The organism is Segatella copri (genome assembly GCF_026015295.1).
In the GTDB taxonomy this organism is placed as follows: domain Bacteria; phylum Bacteroidota; class Bacteroidia; order Bacteroidales; family Bacteroidaceae; genus Prevotella; species Prevotella copri_C.
In genome coordinates this window covers 1,810,855-1,834,491 of record NZ_JAPDUW010000001.1, presented here as the reverse complement: position 1 = coordinate 1,834,491, position 23,637 = coordinate 1,810,855, and the positions used below count along the sequence as shown (strand labels likewise).

Genomic DNA, 23,637 nt, shown 5'->3' with positions numbered 1-23,637 from the left:
AGCTTTTCAGCTTATAGATAAAACAAAAAAAGCAGGCAAAATCATTTTGCCTGTTTTTTTGTTTTATCTATATTACTTTTTTACCCTTTTACTTTTTTACCTTTAAAAGCCTTTTTTTCGCCTCCGGGTGCTCAGGATAAAGGGTGAGGGCCTTGCGGTAATTCATGATGGCAGCCTCTTTCATGCCCTCTTTTTCGCACTCCTTCCCCATAATCACATACTCCGTGGCAAGGCGCTTGAGGAACTTCTGCTGCTTCTCCTTCTCTTCATCCTTCTTTCTTATTTCTTCACGCAACAGCTCGTTCTCTGCCTGAAGCTCGTTCACCCTGTTCAACTTTTTGCGGATGAAACGCTTGGCAAGCGGCTGCTCGATGTCATAACGACTGTGGATGGCAAGGAAGAAGTTATCGAGAGCCGACTGCATATCGCCCCTGTCAAAGGCCTTGACGGCATCATGATACTGCTTGTCGGCCTTACTCTGGGTAAGCGCTGTATTGATGGTGCTTTGGTCGTTGTAATGACGGGCAAACTGCTTGACATCATTGCGCACGAAAACATCACTCTGACGCAACGGCTCCTGAAGACTAATGCCCTCGAGACTGGTGCAGCGGGACAAGGCAACATACGTCTGTCCGCCCGCAAAGACACCACCCGTGAAATCAATCTTCACCTGGTTGAAGGTGAGGCCCTGGCTCTTATGAACCGTTATCGCCCAAGCCAGACGGATGGGGTACTGCTCGTATCTGCCAATCTCTTCCTCCTCAATCTTTTTCTCAACCTCATTGAAATGGTATCTCATGTTGCTCCATGCCGCAGGCTCCACCATCACATCCTTGCCTTCCTCGGTGCGCACATAAATCTTGGCATCCTCGTCCTCATCAAAACCGATGATGGTGCCCAGCGTGCCATTCACCCACTGATGCTCGATATCATTCTTGATGAAGATAACCTGAGCCCCCGTCTTGAGGTAAAGCTCGATAGGGGTAGGGAGACTGCTCTCCGGAAACTCGCCCTGTATGTGGCCACGGAAGAGGCAAGGCTCTCCCGGAAGACACTGGAGCTGGCTGTCGTTGATGTAATCTACCGTATCGCGGCGTGTAGAGAGGGTGATGGCAAGTTTGGAATCGCTCTCATCGAGCTGGGCTCCCACGCGCTGGTTGAGGCGCTGTAGATCCTGCATGGGCACCTGAGACGTGCGGATATGGTCGAGGATGCTGATGAAAACGGGATCGCTCTGACGGTATACCTTCTTGAGTTCGATGCTCACGAGCTTGAAGTATTCGAACACCTTGGCATCGAAGAAGAAACTGCTGCGGTAGAAGGGACTGAGCAGACGGCGGTCGTCCTCTCTTACCACAGGCTCCAGCTGGAAGATATCGCCCACCAGAAGCAGCTGCTTGCCCCCGAAAGGCTCTCGCATGTTGCGGCAATATACCCGCAATATCTTGTCCAGGAAATCGATGATATCGGCACGAACCATACTGATCTCATCGATGATGATGAGCTCTACCTCGCGTATAATCTTTATCTTCTCTGAATTATACTTCAGGGTGTTGCGGATGTTGCGGACGGAATACATGCTGTCGTTGGGCAGCAGCGGGTGGAAAGGAAGCTTGAAAAAGCTGTGGAGCGTGCTTCCTCCGGCGTTGATGGCCGCAATGCCTGTTGGGGCAAGAATGATATGTTTCTTCTTGGTATTGGCGGCTATATAACGTAAAAAAGTAGATTTACCCGTCCCCGCCTTTCCGGTAAGGAAAAGCGAGCGACGGGTAAACTGTATGATTTGGAGTGCATTCTGCAACTCCGGGTTGTCGAGATCAATCATTGTATTTAATTTATAGTTTATAATTTATAGTTTATAGCATAAGCCATATTAAATCGCCTTCTTGCTAAACGGTGTAGCCGCTATAAACTATAAATTATTAACTAAATTTAAAGATCATCGAAGTTGACAGGCTGCTCCGTTGGCTTGGCCTTCTTCTTCTCTTTCTTTTCTTCTGTGGTGGCTGTACCGTTGGCAGATTCGCTTTCAGCCTTTTTGGCAGGAACTTCGCGGATGATAGGGTTGCCTTCGTCATCGAGAACGATCTCTTCCTGGAAGGCGGTACTGTCTACCTTGGTGGTATCTACCTTTGGCTTTGGTGCATAGCTTGCACAGATGTACATATCGCGGGTGATATCGCTGTCCTGTGGCTTGTCAAACTTGCCGTGATACTGCTGGAAGGCTGGGTCGCCAAAGACACTCTGGAGGAAGTAACCGCACACAGGAAGAGCGGTTCTCGAACCCTGACCCAATGCTCCGGTGCGGAAGTGGAGACAGCGGTATTCGCCTCCTACCCAGGCACCAACTACGAGCTTAGGGCTCACACACATGAACCAGGCATCGGAGTGGTTGTTGGTGGTACCAGTCTTGCCACCGAACTCGGTATCACGGTAGTTGCCTACATAGCCCCAGAGACTCTGGGATGTACCTCCCGGCTCCTTCATACCGCCCTGTAAGAGCTGCTGCATGAGGAAGGCACTCTTGTAAGGTATCACCTGCTCTGAATCGGTAGGGCCCTCGTAAACCACCTTACCGTCGTGGTCTACAATCTTGGTAACCAATACCGGGTCGTGGTGCTTGCCATTGTTGGCAATGGTGCTGTAGGCGCATGCCATCTCCAGGAGGTTGACATCGCTGGAACCGAGGGCGAGAGAAGGGGTGTCATCCAACGGACTGTTGATACCCATCTTCTTGGCTGTCTCGATGATGCGCTTGATGCCCATCTCCTGTCCTAATCTTACAGCCACAGAGTTGATACTCTTGGCAAAGGCACTCTTCAATGGGATGCTGTCGCCCGAGAACGAACCATTGGCATTGGATGGACGCCAGATGGTCATTTCGTGCTTCTTCTTATCGTATACCTCCATAGAGATATATTCGTCGCGACGCTTGTCACAAGGGGTTAAACCCTGATTCATTGCCTCGGTATAAACAAAGAGCTTGAAGGTAGAACCAGGCTGGCGCTCGGCTGTTACCTTGTCATACTTCCAGTGGTCGAAGTCGATATCGCCCACCCATGCCTTTACTGCTCCGGTCTGTGGCTCCATGGCTACAAAGGCGCAGTGCATAAAGGTGGTCATATACTTGATGGAGTCTTCTGATGTCATGTTCATCGTGATGCTGCCCTTGTCATAATCGAATACCTTAACCGGGTGAACCCACTCCTTATAGTAATAGTTTACTGAGTCGGGATTATCAGGGAAGCGGGCTATCAATGCCTTATAGAATGGCTGGCGCTCGGCGGTGCCCTGGATGAAGTTTGGTATCACGTTGTGGTTCTCATCCTGCCAAGGATCCTGACCCATCCAGTTGCCTTTGCCTGCCTGGGTACGGCGGATGCTCCAGTGGTTGTTGAAGTTCTGCTGTACCTGTTTCATCTGCTTGCGGGCTGCATCTTCTGCATACTTCTGCATGCGGGTATCGATGGTGGTATAAATCTTCAAACCGCTGGTATAGAGGTCGTAACCTTCGTCTTTACACCAGTCTTTCAGGTAGTTGGCTACTGCCTCACGGAAGTATTTAGCCTGTCCGTCGTAGTTTTCTTCTACCTTGAAATCGAGCTTGATAGGCTCATCTTTCAGTTCATTGTATCTGTCTTTTGAGAGATCGCCATGTGTCACCATATTATATAATACGGTGTTGCGGCGTGCAAGACTGTTCTCCGGGTTGGTGCGTGGGTTGTAGTAGGTGGTAGCTTTGAGCATGCCCACGAGCACGGCAGCCTGACCGGTGGTCAACTCCTTAGGGGTGGTGTTGAAGTAGGTCTTCGCAGCGGTTTTGATACCATAGGAATTGCTACCGAAATCTACCGTATTAGCATACATGGTGATGATTTCCTTCTTGCTGAACACCGTTTCGAGTTTAACCGCGATGATCCACTCCTTGCTCTTGATGATGAGCAGGCGGAGTACAGGAATCTTGCCCAGCAAACCGGTAGAATATTGCGAACGTACACGGAACATGTTCTTCGCCAGCTGCTGTGTGATGGTAGAAGCACCGCGCCCGTTATGATGGAGGAGTGCATCCTTGGCAGCAGCAAACACACCGATAGGGTCGATACCGATATGCTTGTAGAATCGTTCATCCTCGGTATCTACCAGTGCCTTGAAGAAATCAGGTGTTACCTCATCATATTCTACCGGAGTACGATTTTCGTTGAAATACTTGCCGATGAGCTTTCCATCAGCCGAATAGATTTCAGAGGCCTCTGAGGTCTGTGGGTCCAGGATGCCTGAGAAATAGCCAGGTGACTTGCCGAAGAGCCATAAGAAGTTGATATCTACTGCGCCCAGATACAAGATGAAGGCGACTATACAACTTGCCAAGGCAACGAGGGTCTTGGTATACCACGCTCTGCCCTGATACAATCCTTTGTACCAGGTACAGAATACGCGAAACTTTTGCCATAACCAGGCAAAGAGAGACTTAATTTTATTCATATATGATGATATAATGATTTCGTTGTTTTACTCTTCGTTCTTCACTTCCTCTACATCCACATAAATCTCCTTTGAATCCTGTTTCTGCTGCTGGTTCTTCAGCCAGATTCTCTTGTTGTTGGAGACTTTAAAGGCGTTGAGAAGCTCTACTACTCCATAGATGAGCATACCCCAACCGATGATGAAAAGAGGAGCAGAGGCGATGGCTGAAGGCTTGATGATGGCGAGCAGACCCAGCAGAAGAAGGGCTGAAGGGAAGAGCCAAAAGAGAATGCCTACGCGTCCCATCTTAGCTGCTGAAGCCAGGTTGACAAACTGGGTCAGAGCGCCCAAAATCAGGATGAACGCCAGGATGAACATCAGCCAGGCGATAAACACCTGAGGCATCAGGGCAAGCAGCAATCCCAGGATAAGACTGCCTACGCTCACAAGCGGGAATTTAGGCAGCATGCCCATGATAGGCTTACCATTGGAATCAGACAGAATCTGGCCCTGCATCTTCTCTGCATTGCGCTTGGCTGCCCAATAACTGGCAAGGGAGATGACACCTGAAAGGAAAAACAAAACACCGATGGCGATGGTTATCCAGGTGACAGTCTGCTCACGATATTGGATGAGCAGGACTCCTACGATGATGGCGCATACTGCGCGGAATATTGAACTGTGTATTACCTTCATACTAAAACTGATTTTGTTATTTCGGGGCAAAGTTACGAAAGAAATCCGAAACTAGCAAGAAGTTTTTTATATAAACTTAAATTATTGCTATATTTAACGCTAATTATTGCTATATTTAACGCAAATTATTTGTTGGTCTCGATAGAAAGCCGTAATTTTGTAAGCAAAATCAGAATCATGATGTCTTGGAAAGAGACTTAGTGAAAGTAAAAACTATGTCTGGAGTATAGACTTAGGAAAAGTAAAAACTCATTTTTGATATAGACGGAAAAAGTAAAGACAATGACAAAATTATATTTGGTGCGCCATGGTGAAACGGTGGATAACAAGGCGCAAATTATGCAGGGACAAACACCGGGAAAACTCAATATGAAAGGTATTGAGCAGGCTGAGGAAGTGGCCAGGAAAATGGCGGACACACCTATCGATGTTTTCGTATCGAGCGATCTCTATCGCAGTATACAGACCTGTGAAATTATCGCCGGCTCGCATCCCGTTGTCACCACTCCCTTGCTCAGAGAGCGCGATTGGGGCGATTTTACGGGTAAATTCATCCCTGACCTGCCGAAGGACCCAAAGGATTGGCCGGACAACATAGAGACGCTGGAAAAGATGAAATCAAGAGCCCAGAATTTCCTTACCTGGCTCAAGGTTACTTATCCTGACCAGACCGTTCTTGCTGTGGGGCATGGCATCATCAATAAGGCTATCCAGAGTGTTTATTATAAACGTCCGATGAACCAGATAGAGAAAATGGCGAATGCTGAGGTCAGAGTCCTTATTCTTTAAGTGAAGAATTCAATTGCTTCGCTAATCATAAAGTTCAAAGTATCAAAAGTTCTAAGTATAATTCAAAGTATCAAAGAATATGAATAAAATTGCTCTTATTACAGGCGCAACAAGCGGTATTGGCGAAGGTTGTGCACGTCGTTTTGCCCGTGGCGGCTATAACCTGATTCTTACAGGTAGAAACACGGGAAAGTTGGAAATCCTGAAGAAAGAACTCGAGGCTGAGGGCGTTGAGGTGCTTGCCTTGGCTTTCGATGTGCGTAACCGTGAAGCTGCCAAGAAAGCGGTGGATTACATCCCTGAGGAGTGGCGCAATGTGGATGTGCTTATCAATAATGCGGGACTCGCACGTGGATTGGAACCTGAATATGAGGGCGATTTTGAAGATTGGGACCAGATGATTGATACCAATATTAAGGGCCTCTTAACCATGACTCGCCTGATTGTACCTGGTATGGTGGAGCGTAATCATGGTCATGTAATCAATATAGGTAGTGTGGCGGGTGATGCTGCTTATGCAGGAGGTAATGTATATTGTGCTACCAAAGCGGCTGTAAAGGCTATTACTGACGGCTTGCGCATTGATGTGGCACATACGAAAGTGCGTGTTACCAATGTGAAACCGGGTTTGGTTGAAACAAACTTCTCTAACATCCGTTTCCATGGTGACCAGAACCGCGCAGACAACGTTTACCGCGGCATAGAGCCTCTGAACGGCGATGACGTAGCTGATGTCGCCTTCTATGCTGCAAGTGCCCCAGAACATGTGCAAATAGCTGAGGTGCTGGTTCTTGCTACGCATCAGGCTAATGGAACCGTGATACACAGAAGCTAGTTAATAGTTTACAGTTAATAGTTAATAGTTTATAGAGGCTGCGCCGTTGAGCAAGATAGTCAAAGCGGTTTATGCTATAAACTGTAAACTATTAATTATTAACTATTAATGATGTGGCAAAGCTGATTGATATCTGATTCGAATGTATCTCGATTAATCGCCTTTGCTCGCATTCCAGACTTGTAGTTGTAGATGGTCTGGGTGGAGTAATGCAGCAGGGTGGCAATCTCCTGGCTGTCGGTTACACCTAGTCGCATCAGGGCAAAGATGCGAATCTCAGTGGTCAGGTCGTGCGTAGTAGGAACTTCCATTTGACATTCTGGCAGCAGGAGCTTGTTCAACTCAGTAACGAAACCCGGATACAACTCCATGAATGCCTTATCGAACCGGTTGTAGAACATCTGTGATTCCTCTTCTTCCAATTTATGGGTGTTGAGACTCTTCAGTAAATCGGCGGTCTGGTTTGCCTTGATCTTACGGCTTACCAGTTTGCGGTAATCTGATAACTTGCTGATATAAGCCGCACTGATGTCCATAAAGAGGCGCATGTAGGTCTCTCGCTTGATATTGGTCTCTACCAGCTGCTGGTTCAGTTCGGTGAGCTGTGCATTCATCTCTTTCTGCTTCTCGTTCTGTTCTTCAATCTCAGCCTTGTTTTTCTTCAGCTTGTTCTTCTGTCGGTTGTTGACTAAGGAGAGGATAAGGATGATGACCAGCGCTATGCTTACACCAATGAACCCCCAAAGAAAGCGGGTACGAGAGCGCTCGGCAGCCTGCTGGTTGGCTGAAGCGATGACTGGAAGGATGTTGGAAATCTCCATCATGCGCAGTTGGTTGTTGAAGAACTGTGCATCTTCCATCGTGTGCTGGATATATTTGGCAGCTCTCTTACTGTTGCTCGCATCCTTTTTAAAGATGTAGTAGGCTAGCTTTTGAAGCGCAACAGTTTCTTTGAGTTGGCACAATCCATCGCTCACGGATGCCTCTACGAGAAATTCCTCGTAAAGGTCGAATTTGCCGGTTTTTTTGTAATATCTGGCTATACCATAAGCTGACATGGCATGGATACGGGATTTGGCTGGCGACATCTTCAGTGCCTTCAGATAATAGTTGAGCGATTCCTTGCTGGTAGGGTTGTGGAGATAGGCGTATTCGCCCATGAGATACTGATAGAAGACGTTATGCTTATTGTTTTCGTTGAAACTCTGTATCAGAAGGGTCATATAATGTTTCTTCTGGGCACGGAATTCTTCGGCGTAATCTGAGTTCTTGGAGTATGATTCCCAATAGCTGTAGAGCCAGGCGTATGTGAAGTAATAGTATAGCTTCAACTGGTATGGCATCTCATCAGGATTGAGAGATTTGAGTATGTTTTCTGCTTTGCTATAAAAACCCCTTACCGAAAGTATTGACGCCTGGTTTATCTGGTTGCGTAAGATATAATAGGTGTTATGACATTTTTCTGCCAATTCAAGCCCCTGTTTCATATATGCGTATGCTGAATCGTAGCGGTAAGCGCTATAGGCATGATATATGCTGTCAAGAAACAGTAGTCGGGTTTGGTTGTCTTCAGCTTCATAAGCTTGCCGCTTCAGATGTTTCAATTCCTTTTCCTTGATTCCCTGATAATATTGGTCGTTTTCAATCATCTTGTCAATACGATCCAATAAAGTCTTCTCGTCCGTTTTGCCTTGAGCAGCCAATGGCATAGTAAGCAAAAGAAGTAAATATATAAGTAGTTTCATCTTTAATGCTTCTTTATAATTATAATAAAATTGTCTTTTAAATGTTATTTTCGTCCTTTTGTCCGTTTTGTGGTGCAAAGATACAAATTTCCTTTCATATAATGCCATTTACTTTAGATAAAAATAGTTAATATATTAAAGCGTCTGATTCTTAATGAGTTATCTGTTTCTTTGGTAGGCTGATTTTTTACCAAAATGCTACTTAGGTATACAACTTTGAAAAAAATGATATAACTTTGCAAACGAAATCAGAAAACAGTAGTTTTAATGGTTTAATTACCACTTCAAGTCTTCTAAAAGTATTTAATGATAAAGAAAATTCCTTTTGTTGATTTAGTATGTTGATTTAAATAGGAAAACAGGTTTAGTTTATATTAGGGAAAAAAGGATTGGTAATAGACTAGGCTACTTGATGATTCAAGTTTGCCCTTAAAGGCAAAGCTTATCTATTATGTTTTAGGGAAAACCGCCATGCTTTTGTGAAAAAGTGTGGCGGTCTTTGTTTAATATATGTTAGTTTCTTCTCTTTTCTTTTTCTTTTCTTTGGTCAACTCAAATTATTTTTTTACCTTTGCCACATATTTATATATAGATGAATGGATTTATATATAGGTAGTAGGAAATAGATTTCGAAAGAAAATATCAGTTTTCTTCATGTGTAGAGGGAAATGGTTAGTAGACTTTAAAATATTATATTGAATAAAATATTAAAACAATGAATATATTAGTAACAGGCGCTAATGGTCAATTGGGACATGAAATGCAAATCTGTGCCCAAAAAAGCAATCACAAGTTTGTCTTCACCGATGTGGCTGAAGGCTATGAAAAACTGGATATCACCAATCTTGACTCTATCCGAGAAAAGGTGAGGGAGAATGATATTCAGGTAATTGTTAACTGCGCTGCTTATACCAACGTAGATAAGGCTGAAACAGATTACGATCTGGCTAATCTGCTCAACAATACTGCTGCGGGAAATTTGGCACAGGCTATGAAGGAGGTAGATGGTACTTTGATTCATGTATCTACCGACTATGTTTTTCAGGGCGATAAGAATATACCTTGCCGTGAAGATTGGGAAACGAATCCTTTGGGGGTATATGGTAAAACGAAACTTGCAGGCGAAAAGAGTATTGAAGCTACTGGATGCAAGCATATCATCATCCGTACAGCATGGCTCTACTCGCAGTGGGGTAAGAACTTCGTGAAGACCATGCAGAGTCTCACGGCAAGCCACGACACCCTGAAGGTGGTCTTCGACCAGGTGGGTACTCCAACTTACGCTGGCGACCTGGCTGCTGTCATCTCACATATCATCGAAACTGACCAGTTGGATAAGACGGGCATCTACCACTTCTCTAATGAGGGTGTCTGCTCTTGGTTTGATTTCGCTAAGATTATCTGCGAACTGAGCGGAAATACTTGCGATATACAGCCTTGCTACAGCGAGGAGTTCCCAAGCCCAGTGAAGCGTCCTCACTTCTCTGTACTTGACAAGAGTAAGCTGAAGCAGACTTTCGGATTCAAGGTGCCATACTGGACTGACAGTTTGAAGAAGTGCATCGCTGAATTGGCGGCAGCAAAATAATTATTAATTATAAATTATTAATTGAAATGAAGAATATCATTATCACGGGCGGTGCTGGTTTCATTGGCTCACACGTAGTAAGACTTTTCGTGAACAAATATCCTGAGTATCACATCATCAACCTCGACAAGTTGACATACGCAGGCAACCTGGCTAACCTCAAGGACATCGAGGACAAGCCTAACTATACTTTCGTTAAGGGCGACATCTGCGATTTCGACCTGATGTTGAAACTGATGCAGGACTACAAGGTGGATGGCATCATCCATCTCGCTGCCGAGAGCCACGTAGATAGAAGTATCAAGGATCCATTCACTTTCGCTCATACCAACGTGATGGGTACCCTGTCTCTGCTCCAGGCTGCAAAGATTTACTGGGAGAGTCTTCCTGAGGGTTACGAGGGCAAGCGCTTCTACCACATCTCTACTGATGAGGTTTACGGTGCATTGAAGATGACTCATCCTGAGGGTATTCCTGCTCCTTTCACCACCAAGGCATCAAGCGGTAAGAACCACGAGGCTTACGGCGAGGAGTTCTTCGTAGAGACTACCAAGTACAATCCTCACTCTCCATACTCAGCATCTAAGGCAAGCTCAGACCACTTCGTCCGTGCTTTCCACGATACATACGGTATGCCAACCATCGTGACCAACTGTTCAAACAACTATGGTCCATACCAGTTCCCAGAGAAGTTGATTCCTTTGTTCATCAACAATATCCGTCATCGCAAGCCATTGCCAGTATATGGTAAGGGTGAGAACGTGCGCGACTGGTTGTATGTAGTAGATCATGCCCGTGCCATCGATATGATTTTCCACAAGGGTAAGATTGCCGAGACCTATAACATCGGCGGTTTCAACGAGTGGAAGAATATCGATATCATCAAGGTGGTTATCAAGACTGTTGATAGATTGCTCGGTCGTCCTGAGGGTGCTGACTTGGATTTGATTACTTATGTAACAGACAGAAAGGGTCATGATATGCGTTACGCCATCGACTCTAGAAAGCTGCAGAAGGAATTGGGTTGGGAGCCATCTCTCCAGTTTGAGGAGGGTATCGAGGAAACCGTGAAATGGTATCTCGATAACCAGGAATGGATGGACAATGTAACATCGGGTGATTACCAGAAGTACTACGACAATATGTATTCAAACCGATAATAGCTTTTGGAGTAATCGGAACATGTCTCTATTGTAACCGGTGCAAGAGATTCTGTTTTGTATATTGAATCAGGAGTCCTGTATTTGTTTATAACAGCAAATGCAGGACTTTTTTGTTTTATGGCAATTAAAATGCTGTAAATATATTATTATTTCTTAATTTTTTATGCTTTATGTCGAAGAAAACTGAAAACTAGAAAATATTTTTCTATCTTTGCAGCCTTAATGATATAAAAAAAACAGATATGAAGAAAATAATAATATCAGGCATCGTTATGGCGGTTGCTACCTTGTCGTGCCTTCCCGTTAAGGGACAGGAAAAGGTGGTTCCTTTTAAATATGGTAATATGGACCACTGGGTAATCAGGAATATCAAAGAATCAGGCATTATCGGAGGAAATCAGAAAAAAGTTTATGCCGTTGGACCTAATATGACTATCAATGGTAATATTCCTTATAGCAATAAGGGTGGTTCGCCTTGGGGTTCCTCTAATGTCCTGGCACATGTATCGGGTATCTATAAGACGAATAACTCTGTGTTTCGTGATAAACATGGTAGTGGATATTGTGCCAAACTGGTAACCCATATTGAGAAAGTAAAAGTGCTGGGACTCATCAATATCAAGGTCTTGGCTGCCGGTTCTCTCTTTCTGGGTGATGTTCGTGAACCGATAACAAGTACCAAGGATGGTCCTAAAGCCATCAACTGGGGTATACCATTCACCGCACGTCCTAAGGCTTTGCGCTTTGATTATAAGACTTCTTTTCCTAATGCAGCCAATCGTATCAAGCAGAATGGATTTAGCGGAGCCTCTACGGTTGCAGGTCGAGATCATGCTATAGCTGTGCTCTATCTGCAGAAACGTCATGAAGATGCTAAGGGAAATATAACAGCTAAACGTGTGGGTACGATGGTAGTCAGATTCGGAAAGAGTACCGATAGATGGGTGGAAGATGCTACCTATACAATCCATTATGGCGATATCCGCCACATGGCAGGTTATCAGGCTGCTACTATGGGACTGCGATCCACTGACTATGCCCGTAACAGCAAGGGTAAGAGTGTGCCGGTAAAAGAAGTAGGATGGGCGAGTGCTAACGAAAAGCCTACTCATCTGATTCTTCAGTTCTCCTCATCCGATGGTGGAGCCTATATCGGAACTCCAGGCAATACCTTGTGGATTGATAATGTAGCATTGGTGTATTAAAATAATAAAATCGACAAAATGAAGCATATTCTGACAATACTTATTATGATGTTGGCATTGGGCAGCTATGCCTCTGAGCCTTCTGTAACCGATAGTATCTCATCTGCAGAGAAGGTGGATACGATGGCTTTACATGCCGGGAAATCATGGGTGAACCGGATTCTTGACTACTTTAATGATTCCAATAAAAACAAGAAGCATAAGCGTTTCGATTTTAGTGTGATAGGTGGCCCTCATTATGCCTCTGATACCAAGTTTGGATTGGGATTGGTGGCAGCAGGACTATACCGTACTGATCCGAATGACAGTATTCTTCCTCCTTCTAATGTCTCGCTTTATGGTGATGTCAGTTCTGTAGGTTTCTACATGTTGGGTGTCCGTGGTAACCATATTGCTCCTAAAGGAAGATATCGCATCGATTATCACCTTTATTTCTATTCTTTTCCCTCTGATTTTTGGGGAATAGGCTATGAGATGGGCGATAACGATGCCAATAAGAGTGACATGAAGCGTTGGCAGGCTCAGGCTGAAGTTAGCTTCCTGTTTCGTGTAGCAGATAATTTCTATATCGGACCGATGGCGAGTTATGACTATGTAATAGGTAGAAATATTGAACGTCCGGAATTGCTGCAGGGCATGGACCGTCATACATGGAATGTAGGAGCGGGTGTTTCTCTGGTATATGATAACAGAGATAATCTTACGAACCCACATCGTGGTATCTATCTGAATATCAATCAGATGTTCAGACCAAAATTTATGGGGAATGATTATGCCTTCAGTACGACGGCATTTCGTTTTGATGCCTATCAGCGACTGGGTAAGGGAACGGTTCTTGCCGAGGACATTGGGGCTAACCTCAACTTTGGTAATCCTTCGTGGGGAATGATGGCTGAATTGGGTGGTACTCATTCCATGCGTGGCTATTATGAAGGCCGTTATCGCGATAAACATTCTCTGGAAGCTACGGTTGAGTTGCGCCAACATGTATGGAAGCGTAATGGCATCGTAGTGTGGGTTGGAGCAGGAACCATCTTCCCAAAATTCTCGGCATTGCGCTCTAAACAGATTTTGCCGAATGCCGGTGTAGGTTATCGCTGGGAATTTAAGAAGAATGTGAATGTACGTCTGGATTATGGATTCGGTAAGTCGGGGCAGTCTGGTTTTCTCTTCAATATCAATGAAGCGTTTTAGTAATAATGCTCTTTATGTAGTTTGATAATGCTCTTTAAAGTGTTAATGAAAAAGTAGAATGAACAGTTTTACGGATATATATAATAATGTGGTGTTGCCTATATATAATAAGGTGTCATCGGGCGCATTCCTTTACGGGTATGCTGTGGTAGCATTGTTGTTGCCTAATATAGCTCTGTGCTATACCGAATGTCTGGCTCCTTGGGCTTGTGGTGCCAATGTGTTGCTGCCTTTGGCACTCTACATGTGGTTCTTTTCGTTAACCAGATGCCCGGGTAAGATGATCTGGTGGGCTTTTCTTTTTGTTTTTTTCGCTGCCTTCCAACTGGTATTGCTTTATCTCTTCGGGACGGGAGTGATAGCGGTAGATATGTTTCTGAATCTTGTAACTACCAATCCTGGCGAGGTGAAGGAACTGCTTGGTAATCTGTTGCCTGCTGTGGTGGGTGTTTTTGTGGTTTATCTTCCTTTGCTGGTTCTGGCTGTTGTCAATATCAGCAAGAAAGGGATGATAGTGGTTCAACTCCAGCATCGAGTGCGTCGTTGGGCTTTGGAGATAGCTGCTGTCGGCTTATTCTGTCTGCTGGCTTGCTATGTGGCTGTAGATGATTATCGCTTGCGCAACCAGCTTTATCCTGTTAACGTTTGCTATAATCTCTATCTTGCTTTCGAGCGTGATGCGGCTTCAGAGAATTACAGGGAGGCAAGCAGGAATTTCAGGTTTGATGCCAGGAGCGAGCACGATGCTGAGGCTCCCGAGGTGTATGTGATGGTGGTGGGAGAGACGGCGAGAGCCCACAATTTCAGTCTCTATGGCTATCCGCGCGATACCAATCCTTTGCTTTCCAAGACTCCTGGAATCATAGCTTTTCCCGATGCTACAACCCAGAGTAATACTACGCATAAGAGTGTTCCTATGCTCCTGTCGGCTGCATCAGCAGAGGATTTCGAACGTCTCTTTCATGAGAAAGGTATCCTGGCTGCTTTCAGGGAGGCGGGATTTCATACCGTATTTATCAGCAATCAGCTGCCTAATCATTCTTTTATTGATTTCCTTGGCGAACAGGCTGATGAACATTACTTCCTGAAGGAAGGTGCTTCTGCAAAAGATAATCATTATGATAGTGATTTGTTGCAGAAGTTGGATGGGATATTGCCTGCGGCAGATGCTTCTTCATCCAAGCAATACCGTTATCGGAAACTCTTCGTGGTACTTCATACTTATGGTTCTCACTTTAATTACCAGGAGCGCTATCCCCGTAATTTCGCTTTCTTTAAACCTGACAGTAAGAGCGAAGCGAAGCCGGAGAACCGGCGTGACCTGCTGAATGCATACGATAATACCATCCGGTATACCGATTATATCCTGCATGGTATCGTAGAACGTCTGCAGAAATGGGAGAAAACTCAGGCAAAGACGGATGGGGTATATAGCCAACCTACATCGGCGATGCTCTATACCAGCGACCATGGAGAGAATATCTTTGATGATGACCGTCGCCTCTTTCTGCACGCCGCCCCGAAGGCATCTGATTATGAGCTGCATGTTCCTTTCATCATCTGGACATCAGATGGTTATGGAAAACAATATCCGGGAATACTGAAAACTTTGTCTGGTCATCGTACCCAACAGGTACAGACGAGTCTTTCGGCTTTTCATACGATGTTGGGGATAGGAGGCATCCTGACCCGTTATCGCCAGGATGAATATTCTGTGGCAAGTGAGAAGTATCATCCTGTGAAGTTGTTTTATCTGGATGATCATGATAAAGCGATTCCACAGGAAAATGCCAAATATTAGCATCTGATTTTAAGCGTAAACGCGCTCTTTGTGTAAAATACATGAAAAGAGTTTTCGTAAATGTCAATTATTTGCGAAAACTCTTTGTCGTATCTATAATTTGCTGTATCTTTGCACCCGGATTTAGATAATAATAAAAATACAGTTGTTATGGAACCAACTCGAAAAATCGAAAAGGTAGGCATGCGCAACCTTCGCATGGAGGATTATGATCAGCTTGCCAAGTCATTTAGGCGTATTTACGCAGACTCAGATGTATTCTGGACAAAAGAACAGATTAAGAAACTCATTACTATCTTCCCTGAGGGACAGGTGGTTATTATCGTTGATGATAAGATTGTGGGCTGTGCGCTCTCTATTATCGTTAACTATAATATGGTGAAGGGTGATCATACCTATGCTCAGGTTACGGGTAATGAAACCTTCAATACCCACGATCCTAAGGGAAACATTCTTTACGGCATCGAGGTATTTATCCACCCTGATTATCGTGGTTTGCGCCTGGCTCGCCGTATGTATGAGTATCGCAAGGAACTCTGCGAGAAGCTCAACCTGAAGGCTATCATGTTTGGCGGTCGTATACCAAACTATCACAAGTATGCCGATAAGATGCGCCCTAAGGAGTATATCGAGCATGTAAGAAACCGTGAAATCTATGACCCGGTTCTTACCTTCCAGCTTTCCAATGATTTCCACGTGCGCCGCGTAATCCGCAACTATCTTCCTAGCGATGAGGAGAGCGAACACTGCGCCACCCTCTTGCAGTGGGATAATATCTATTATCAGCCACCTACGGATTCTTATGTAGACCGCAAGCCAACCGTAAGAATCGGATTGGTACAGTGGCAGATGCGCCCATACGCTTCGGTGGATGACCTCTTTGAACAGGTTGAATTCTTCGTTGATTCTGTGAGCGATTACAAGAGCGATTTCATTCTCTTCCCTGAGTATTTCAATGCGCCTTTGATGGCTCGTTTCAATGATTTGGGTGAGGCACAGAGCATCCGAAAGATGGCGCAGTATACCGAAGAAATCCGTGACCGTTTCCGCGAGTTGGCCATCAGTTACAACATCAATATCATCACGGGTAGTATGCCTTATCTTAAGGACGATTCCCTCTATAATGTGGGCTTCCTTTGCCGTAGAGATGGTAGCGTGGATATGTATGAAAAGATTCATGTTACACCAGATGAGCAGAAGTGCTGGGGATTGAGTGGTGGTAGCCATATCCAGACCTTCGATACCGATTGCGGTAAGATTGGTATCGTCATCTGCTATGATGTGGAGTTCCCTGAGTTGTCAAGATTAATGGCTGAGGATGGCATGCAGATTCTCTTCGTTCCATTCATGACCGATACCCAGAATGCTTACTCCCGAGTAAGAGTATGTGCCCAGGCGCGTGCCATCGAGAACGAGTGCTATGTAGCCATTGCGGGTAGTGTGGGCAACTTGCCACGTGTTCACAACATGGATATCCAGTATGCCCAGAGCGCCGTGTTCACCCCTTGCGACTTTGCTTTCCCTAACGATGGCAAGCGTTCAGAGGCAACACCTAATACCGAGATGATTCTCGTATCAGATGTTGACCTGAATCTCTTGAATGAGCTTCATACCTACGGTGCTGTAAGAAATCTTCGCGACCGCCGCAAGGATCTGTATGAATTGAAACAGAAGAAGTAAGTGAGGAAGGATAATTCAACACTCAACATTCAACATTCAACATTTAACATTTAAATAAAGTGTATAAGATAGAAATCTCGGAGCGCACGCTCCATTTCAAGCAGCCGGCAGGCACGTCTCGTGGGGTTTATACCACGAGACACAGTTATTATCTCACCCTTACATCGGATGAATTGCCAGGGGTAGAGGGAGTGGGAGAGTGTGCTACGCTCCCAGATCTCAGTTGCGATGCCAAACCGGAATATGCCGTCACCCTTAGACAGGTGTGCCAGATGGTGGAGCAGATGGGACGCATTCCATACGATATGATTCGTGCTTATCCTAGCATCACCTTCGGTTTGGAAACAGCCTTCGCTTCGTTCTTCGATGCAGCGAAGAAGTTTTTGGAGATTGTTCCTGCTGAAGGAGCATCTTCTTCTTCAGAAATGTTGAAGCAGAAAGGGGTTTCTGTTCCAGCCGGAATGGAGAACCTGACAGATCTTTTCGACTCTCCTTTCGGTAGGGGAGAAGAGGGCATCACCATCAACGGACTGGTGTGGATGGGTACTTATGAGGAGATGCTGGCCCGATTGGAGGAGAAACTCCAGGCGGGTTTCCATTGCGTGAAACTGAAGATCGGTGCCATCGATTTCTTCAAGGAACTCGATCTCATCAAGCGCATCCGTGATGTGTATACCAAGGAGCAGGTTGAGTTGCGTGTAGATGCCAATGGTGGCTTTTTGCCGGAGAATGCGATGAGTCAGCTGGAGGCTTTGGCTAAATATGACATTCATTCGATTGAGCAGCCTATCAAGCAGCATCAGTGGCCTAAGATGGCTCAGCTTTGTCGCGAAACACCGCTTCCTATCGCCCTAGACGAGGAGTTGATTGGTGTGAATGTCCGGAGTATGAAGCAGGCCTTGCTCGATACCGTCCGTCCTCAGTATATCATCCTCAAACCTTCACTTCATGGTGGAATCTATGGATGTAACGAGTGGATAGAACTGGCTAACCAGCGCGGTATCGGCAGCTGGATTACTTCTGCTCTTGAGAGTAATATCGGTCTGAATGCTATTGCTCATTATGCAGCTAAAGTATATGGTCCTAATGTCAAGATGCCGCAAGGCTTGGGTACCGGTCAGCTCTTTACTGATAATATACCGATGCCTTTGGAGATTCGTGGTGACAAACTGTTTGTAGTAAAATGACTTTAGAAGATTTCCTTTCAGAATGGAATAACGGTAGCGACCGGGTGCTGGTGCATACCAGTGGCTCCACGGGAAAGCCCAAGCCGATGATGGTAGAGAAGAAGCGAATGCTCAACTCAGCCCGCATCACTTGTGATTTCCTGGGATTGAAACCTGGTGATAGCGCCCTGCTCTGTATGTCGCTCGATTATATTGCAGGTAAGATGGTGGTGGTGCGGAGTATAGAGCGCCATCTCCATCTTATTTCTGTTTGCCCAAGTGGGCATCCTTTGAAAGATGTAAATGAAGAGATTACTTTCGCTGCGATGGTCCCGATGCAGGTTTATAACACCCTGCAGGTTCCTGAAGAGCGGGCTCGTCTCTGCCGTATCAGGCATCTTATTATCGGTGGCGGAGCCATAGATGAGGCTCTCGAACAGAAACTGAAGGCTCTTCCCGGCATAATTGCCATCTGGAGTACCTACGGAATGACCGAAACGCTCTCGCATATTGCCCTGAGAAGAATTAACGGTGATGAGGCTAGCGAATGGTACCAGCCTTTCGATAGTGTGAAAATCAGTCAGACCGAGGAAGGATGTCTGGTAATAGATGCTCCGCAGGTCTGTGCTGAGCTCCTGATAACGAACGATATAGTGGAAATAGAATCCTATATATATAATAAGGTGGAAAAACTCCGTTTTCGCATCAAAGGCAGAAAAGACAATGTGATTTGCAGCGGAGGCATCAAGATACAGATAGAAGAGGTTGAGGCTCTGTTGAAGCCTTATCTTGAAAAACCTTTCATGATAGCCAAGAAAAAAGACGGGAAGTTTGGAGAGATTGCTGTCCTCTTAACGGAAGATGAGGATATGAAAAAAATAGAGGCGACTGTTCGCCGCCTCTTATCTGATCATAAATATTGGATTCCAAGGGAATTCCTTCATGTAAATCAACTCCCGCTTACCGAAACCGGAAAGCCGAAGCGCTCTATCTTTCTTTAAAGAGATTCTCTGAAGAAAGATTCTTTAGCTGAATTATCCTTCTCTGAAGAAATCGAGTGCTTCCTTGATCTCTTCTGTCGTAGCTGTCTGGTTGATACGGATATCTCCTATGCCGCCCAGCATCGTGAAGTTGATGATACCATTCTGGTTCTTCTTGTCATGATGCATCAGTTCGATGAGCTCATCATAATCATCGCAGGTAATATCCAGTGTACCATAGAATTCCTTGATGAAGTTTACGGTCTGGCGCATCTTCTCTGTAGGGAATCCGGTCTTGGCAACACTCAGATAGAGTTCAGGGATGAGACCGAATGCCACAGCGTAACCATGCAGGATAGGCTTGCGCTTCAATGCCCAGCTCTCAAACGCATGACCGAAAGTATGGCCCAGGTTCAGCGCCTTGCGGATGCCCTGCTCGTGAGGATCCTGCTCTACAATGCGCTCCTTTACCTTCACGCTGTCGCCTACCATGCGCTGCAACTGCTTCAGATCAGGCTTGTCGAGGTCAAAGCTGACCAGTTCTTCCCACATTGCTTCTGTAGAAATCAGACCGTGTTTCAGCATCTCTGCATAGCCCGAACAGATGTTTTCTGCATCGAGCGTCTTTAAGAATTCTGTATCGAGAATAACGAACTTAGAATCGTTGAACACACCTACTTCGTTCTTCAGTCCGCCGAAGTTGATGCCTGTCTTTCCACCTACCGATGCATCTACCATAGCCAGCAGGGTGGTAGGGATATTGATAAAGTTGATACCTCTCTTAAAAGTGCTGGCAGCAAAGCCACCCAGGTCGGTTACCATACCGCCGCCCAGATTAATCATACAGGAGTGGCGTGAAGCTCCTCCCTCCTGCAGTCCTTTCCATACCATCATCAGACTTTCGATGTCTTTATGGCTGTCGGTAGCCGGAATAGTGATGATATGGGCTTCCTTCATGCAGTAAAAATTCTGCAATACAGGCATGCATAGTTCCAATGTCGTAGTATCTGTAAGCACAAAAAGCTTGTCGTGCTCACACTCAGAAAGTGCACTTACCAGTTCGCTTTCCAGTTGGGTTGATATGATTACTCTTTGTTCCATAACATTCTAACGTATTAATTTTTGTGCAAAGATACACTAAAATGGAGACAATACAAAAAAAAAGTTGCTAAATTTGCGTTTTTTATCTCAGAATGCATTAAACCTTGGTGTATTTAACGCGTCAAAACAATCGAGTAACAAAAATGATAATAGAATATCATAGCGATTATGTGTGAAAACACTCATAGTTGGAAATAATAACAAATTAAAAATAAGAATGAAAAAATCGATTCTGACGATGCTGCTGCTGTTGATGGCAATAGCATCCTTTGCTCAACAGCGACTGATATCCGGTCAGATTACCGACCGCGATACCAAGGAGGCCATTGAGCAGGTAACTGTTCAATTGCTTAAGAGCGACAGCACGTATGTGGCTGGTGCCATCAGTAATGAGCATGGACTCTTTCATGTCACCGCTCCGGCAAATGGCAAGTATCTCCTCAAGATTTCGAGCGTAGGATACAAGTCTACCGTGAAGCGTATCCAAATTTCTGATAACAAGGATCTGGCTATGGGTAAGATTGTGCTGGGTGCTGAGGCTATCATGCTGAAAGGTGCAGTGGTAACAGCTATGGCTCAGAAGGTAACTCTGAAGGAGGATACTTTCGTGTACAATTCTTCTGCCTATCGCACACCGGAAGGCTCGGTAGTAGAGGAACTCGTAAAGCGTCTGCCGGGTGCAGAGGTGAGCGATGACGGTACTATCAAGATCAATGGTAAGGAAGTAAAGAAGATTCTCGTAGATGGCAAAGAGTTTATGACGGGCGATACCAAGACTGCCCTGAAGAACCTGCCTACCAGCATCATCGAGAAAATCAAGGCATACGATGAGAAGAGTGATCTCTCTAAGGTGACCGGTATTGATGATGGCGAGGAGCAGACCGTGCTCGACTTCGGTGTGAAGAAGGGTATGAACAAGGGTTTGATTTCCAATATCGACCTGGGTGTGGGCAACAAGAGCCGCTACAATATGCGTGGCATGGGAGGTTATTTCAGTGATAACAACCGATTCATGCTCTTTGCCAATGCCAATAACACCAGCGACCGTGGTTTCGGAGGCGGTCCTGGCAGAGGATTCTGGGGCGGTGCCAACGGTTTGAATGCCAGCAAGATGATTGCTGCCAACTATAATTATGAACTGAAAGATAAATTCAAGTTCAATACTTCACTTCGCTGGAATCACAGCGATGGTGATATTTGGAGCCGTCGTTCCAGCGAGAACTTCATGGGTAGCAGCAGCTCTTTCAGCAATAGCCTGAGCCAGAGTTTCTCCCGCAGCAACAGCTGGAATGGTAACATCCGATTGGAGTGGATGCCTGATTCCATGACCAATATCCTCTTCCGTCCTTCCATCTCCTGGAATACCAGCGACGGCAGAAATACCGGATTGTCTGCCCAGTTTAATGACGATCCTTACGAGTATGTAGATGATCCGCTTCAGGATGCTTTCCTGAAAGACCTCTCTACGGGTGAAAGCAAGAGTAAACTGAATGAACTCCAGAAACTGGTCAACAGCCAGGAAAACAGCGGCTTGAGCTATTCAGATAATAACAATATGAAAGGTATGCTGCAGTATAACCGCAAGCTGAACTCCCAGGGCCGTAATATCACGTTCCGTGCCGATGCCAAGTATACAGATAAGGACAGCAAGAGCATCTCGCTCAAGAATACCCGCTATTATCTTGCGGAATTGGAACAGGGCAAAAACGCATCAGATATCAACCGTTATAACCTGACACCTTCCAAGGATTACAGCTATGCGGGTCAGGTTACCTATAGTGAACCGCTCTGGAAGGCTACCTTCCTGCAGTTCAGCTATAAGTTTACTTACAGCTATTCCAAGAGTGATCGCAGCACCTACCGTTTTGATGATTATTCCTTTGATGGCATCACTCCTGTTTACCGCACCTGGGGCAGCTATCTCGACAGGGTAGGAAACAATTGGGAGGATACCAAGGATGATGACCTGAGCAAGTATTCTGAATATAAGAACTATACTCACGATATCCAGGTGATGATGCGATTCATCCGTAATAAGTATAATCTCAACTTCGGTGTGATGATTCAGCCACAGCGCTCCAACTTCATCTACGATTATATGGGCAATCATACGGATACCGTCCGCACAGTCACTAATTTCAGTCCTACGCTCGATTTCCGTTACCGCTTCTCTAAGATGAGCAACCTGCGCATCAACTATCGCGGTACAACCTCGCAGCCAAGCATCTCGCAGTTGCTGAATGTAGTGGATGACAGCGACCCGCTGAACATCTCGAAGGGTAACCCTGGCTTGAAGCCTTCGTTTACGCAGAACTTCCGATTGTTCTACAACAACTTCGTGCAGAATCATAACAAGGGTGTCATGACGTTTGTCAACTTCTCTACCACCCGAAACAGTATCAGCAATAAGGTAGAATATGACGAGAAGACGGGTGGACGCACCACAACCCCAGAGAATATCAATGGCAACTGGAATGTGATGGGAGCCTTCATGTTCAACTGTTCTATCGATAGTGCGGGCGTCTGGAATATCAATACCGGAGCCCATGCCAACTATAACAATTATGTGAGCTATCTGAGTGTTGACCAGAATTCAAGTTCACTGAAGAATACCACCCGAAGCCTTACATGGCGCCAGAATCTCTCTCTGAGCTATCGTAACGACTGGGCTGAATTCTCGCTCGACGGAACGCTGACTTATAACAAGGCAAAGAACAAGCTCCAGCCAACCAGCAACCTCAATACCTGGCAGTTCTCTTATGGACCAAGCATGACGCTTACAGCGCCTTGGGGAACCAGTCTGAACTCAAGCCTCTCTATCAGCAGCCGCCGCGGTTATAGCGACAGCAGCATGAATACGGATGAGTTTGTATGGAATGCGCAGCTCTCTCAGGGTTTCCTGAAGGGCAAGCCTCTTACCATCATGCTACAGTTCTACGATATTCTCCGCCAGCAGAGCACTTTCTCTCGTGCCATTTCTGCTACATCCCGCACGGATACGGAGTATAATGCCATCAACAGCTATGCGATGCTGCACGTGATTTACCGCCTGAATCTCTTCGGAGGCAAGGATGCCCGTAGGGGTGGACCTGAAGGTCCTGGTGGTCCTGGTGGCCGTCCAAACTTCCATGGCCGTCCTTTCAATGGCGGTTTTGGCGGTGGTCGTCCAGGCGGCAGAATGTTCTAGAAAGGCTTCATTTTAAACGATAGTAAGCCTCACTCCATGTTTA

16 protein-coding genes are annotated in these 23,637 nt (G+C 45.6%); 11 read left to right on the top strand and 5 right to left on the bottom strand.

Annotated features, from left to right (window positions below):
* Positions 1–88: 88 nt before the first annotated feature.
* From ONT18_RS07905 to ONT18_RS07895, 3 genes are all read right to left on the bottom strand, one after another.
* Positions 89–1,825 carry an AAA family ATPase gene (locus tag ONT18_RS07905; protein WP_264904804.1) on the bottom strand — a complete coding sequence of 579 codons (1,737 nt, stop codon included), beginning with the start codon at positions 1,823–1,825 and terminating at the stop codon, positions 89–91.
* Positions 1,826–1,932: 107 nt separating this feature from the next.
* Positions 1,933–4,482, bottom strand: a complete 2,550-nt coding sequence (locus tag ONT18_RS07900) for a transglycosylase domain-containing protein (protein WP_264904803.1) — start codon at positions 4,480–4,482, stop codon at positions 1,933–1,935.
* A gap of 27 nt (positions 4,483–4,509) precedes the next feature.
* Positions 4,510–5,160: a DUF308 domain-containing protein gene (locus ONT18_RS07895; protein ID WP_118064608.1), complete on the bottom strand. Its 651-nt coding sequence runs from the start codon at positions 5,158–5,160 to the stop codon at positions 4,510–4,512.
* 282 nt (positions 5,161–5,442) lie between these two features.
* Between ONT18_RS07895 and ONT18_RS07890 the strand changes: the two genes are divergently transcribed.
* Complete coding sequence (locus ONT18_RS07890) at positions 5,443–5,949, top strand: histidine phosphatase family protein (RefSeq protein ID WP_117587185.1); 507 nt, start codon at positions 5,443–5,445, stop codon at positions 5,947–5,949.
* Positions 5,950–6,028: 79 nt separating this feature from the next.
* Positions 6,029–6,784, top strand: a complete 756-nt coding sequence (locus ONT18_RS07885; RefSeq protein ID WP_117587184.1) for an SDR family oxidoreductase — start codon at positions 6,029–6,031, stop codon at positions 6,782–6,784.
* Between the two features lie 98 nt (positions 6,785–6,882).
* Here the strand turns inward: ONT18_RS07885 and ONT18_RS07880 are convergent, their stop codons facing one another.
* Positions 6,883–8,529, bottom strand: a complete 1,647-nt coding sequence (locus ONT18_RS07880; protein ID WP_264904802.1) for a DUF6377 domain-containing protein — start codon at positions 8,527–8,529, stop codon at positions 6,883–6,885.
* Positions 8,530–9,244: 715 nt separating this feature from the next.
* On the opposite strand from ONT18_RS07880, the gene rfbD reads away from it, so the two are divergent.
* The 8 genes from rfbD (at position 9,245) to ONT18_RS07840 (ending at position 19,327) form a co-directional block, all read left to right on the top strand.
* Positions 9,245–10,117, top strand: coding sequence for a dTDP-4-dehydrorhamnose reductase (rfbD, locus tag ONT18_RS07875; protein ID WP_264904801.1), 873 nt, complete (start codon positions 9,245–9,247; stop codon positions 10,115–10,117).
* A 26-nt stretch (positions 10,118–10,143) separates the two neighbouring features.
* Positions 10,144–11,277 (top strand): dTDP-glucose 4,6-dehydratase, encoded by a 1,134-nt coding sequence (locus tag ONT18_RS07870; RefSeq protein ID WP_264904800.1) that lies wholly within the window; start codon positions 10,144–10,146, stop codon positions 11,275–11,277.
* Positions 11,278–11,522: 245 nt separating this feature from the next.
* Positions 11,523–12,485: a PCMD domain-containing protein gene (locus ONT18_RS07865; RefSeq protein ID WP_218459291.1), complete on the top strand. Its 963-nt coding sequence runs from the start codon at positions 11,523–11,525 to the stop codon at positions 12,483–12,485.
* Positions 12,486–12,503: 18 nt separating this feature from the next.
* A complete protein-coding gene (locus ONT18_RS07860) occupies positions 12,504–13,679 on the top strand; it encodes a BamA/TamA family outer membrane protein (protein ID WP_437183711.1) in 1,176 nt (391 codons plus the stop codon).
* A 58-nt stretch (positions 13,680–13,737) separates the two neighbouring features.
* The gene (locus ONT18_RS07855) at positions 13,738–15,480 is read left to right on the top strand and encodes a phosphoethanolamine transferase (RefSeq protein ID WP_264904799.1); all 1,743 of its coding nucleotides are present in this window, start codon (positions 13,738–13,740) and stop codon (positions 15,478–15,480) included.
* 150 nt (positions 15,481–15,630) lie between these two features.
* Positions 15,631–17,160, top strand: coding sequence for a carbon-nitrogen hydrolase family protein (locus ONT18_RS07850; RefSeq protein WP_118155096.1), 1,530 nt, complete (start codon positions 15,631–15,633; stop codon positions 17,158–17,160).
* A gap of 59 nt (positions 17,161–17,219) precedes the next feature.
* Positions 17,220–18,347 (top strand): o-succinylbenzoate synthase, encoded by a 1,128-nt coding sequence (locus ONT18_RS07845; RefSeq protein WP_264904798.1) that lies wholly within the window; start codon positions 17,220–17,222, stop codon positions 18,345–18,347.
* Positions 18,344–19,327 carry an AMP-binding protein gene (locus ONT18_RS07840; protein WP_264904797.1) on the top strand — a complete coding sequence of 328 codons (984 nt, stop codon included), beginning with the start codon at positions 18,344–18,346 and terminating at the stop codon, positions 19,325–19,327. Before ONT18_RS07845 ends, ONT18_RS07840 begins: the two co-directional genes overlap by 4 nt.
* Positions 19,328–19,360: 33 nt before the next feature.
* Here ONT18_RS07840 and aroB read toward each other — a convergent pair whose 3' ends face one another.
* Complete coding sequence (gene aroB / locus ONT18_RS07835; protein ID WP_006847291.1) at positions 19,361–20,407, bottom strand: 3-dehydroquinate synthase; 1,047 nt, start codon at positions 20,405–20,407, stop codon at positions 19,361–19,363.
* A gap of 217 nt (positions 20,408–20,624) precedes the next feature.
* On the opposite strand from aroB, the gene ONT18_RS07830 reads away from it, so the two are divergent.
* On the top strand, positions 20,625–23,594 hold the full coding sequence (locus ONT18_RS07830; protein WP_264904796.1) for a TonB-dependent receptor: 2,970 nt from the start codon (positions 20,625–20,627) through the stop codon (positions 23,592–23,594).
* Positions 23,595–23,637: the final 43 nt, after the last annotated feature.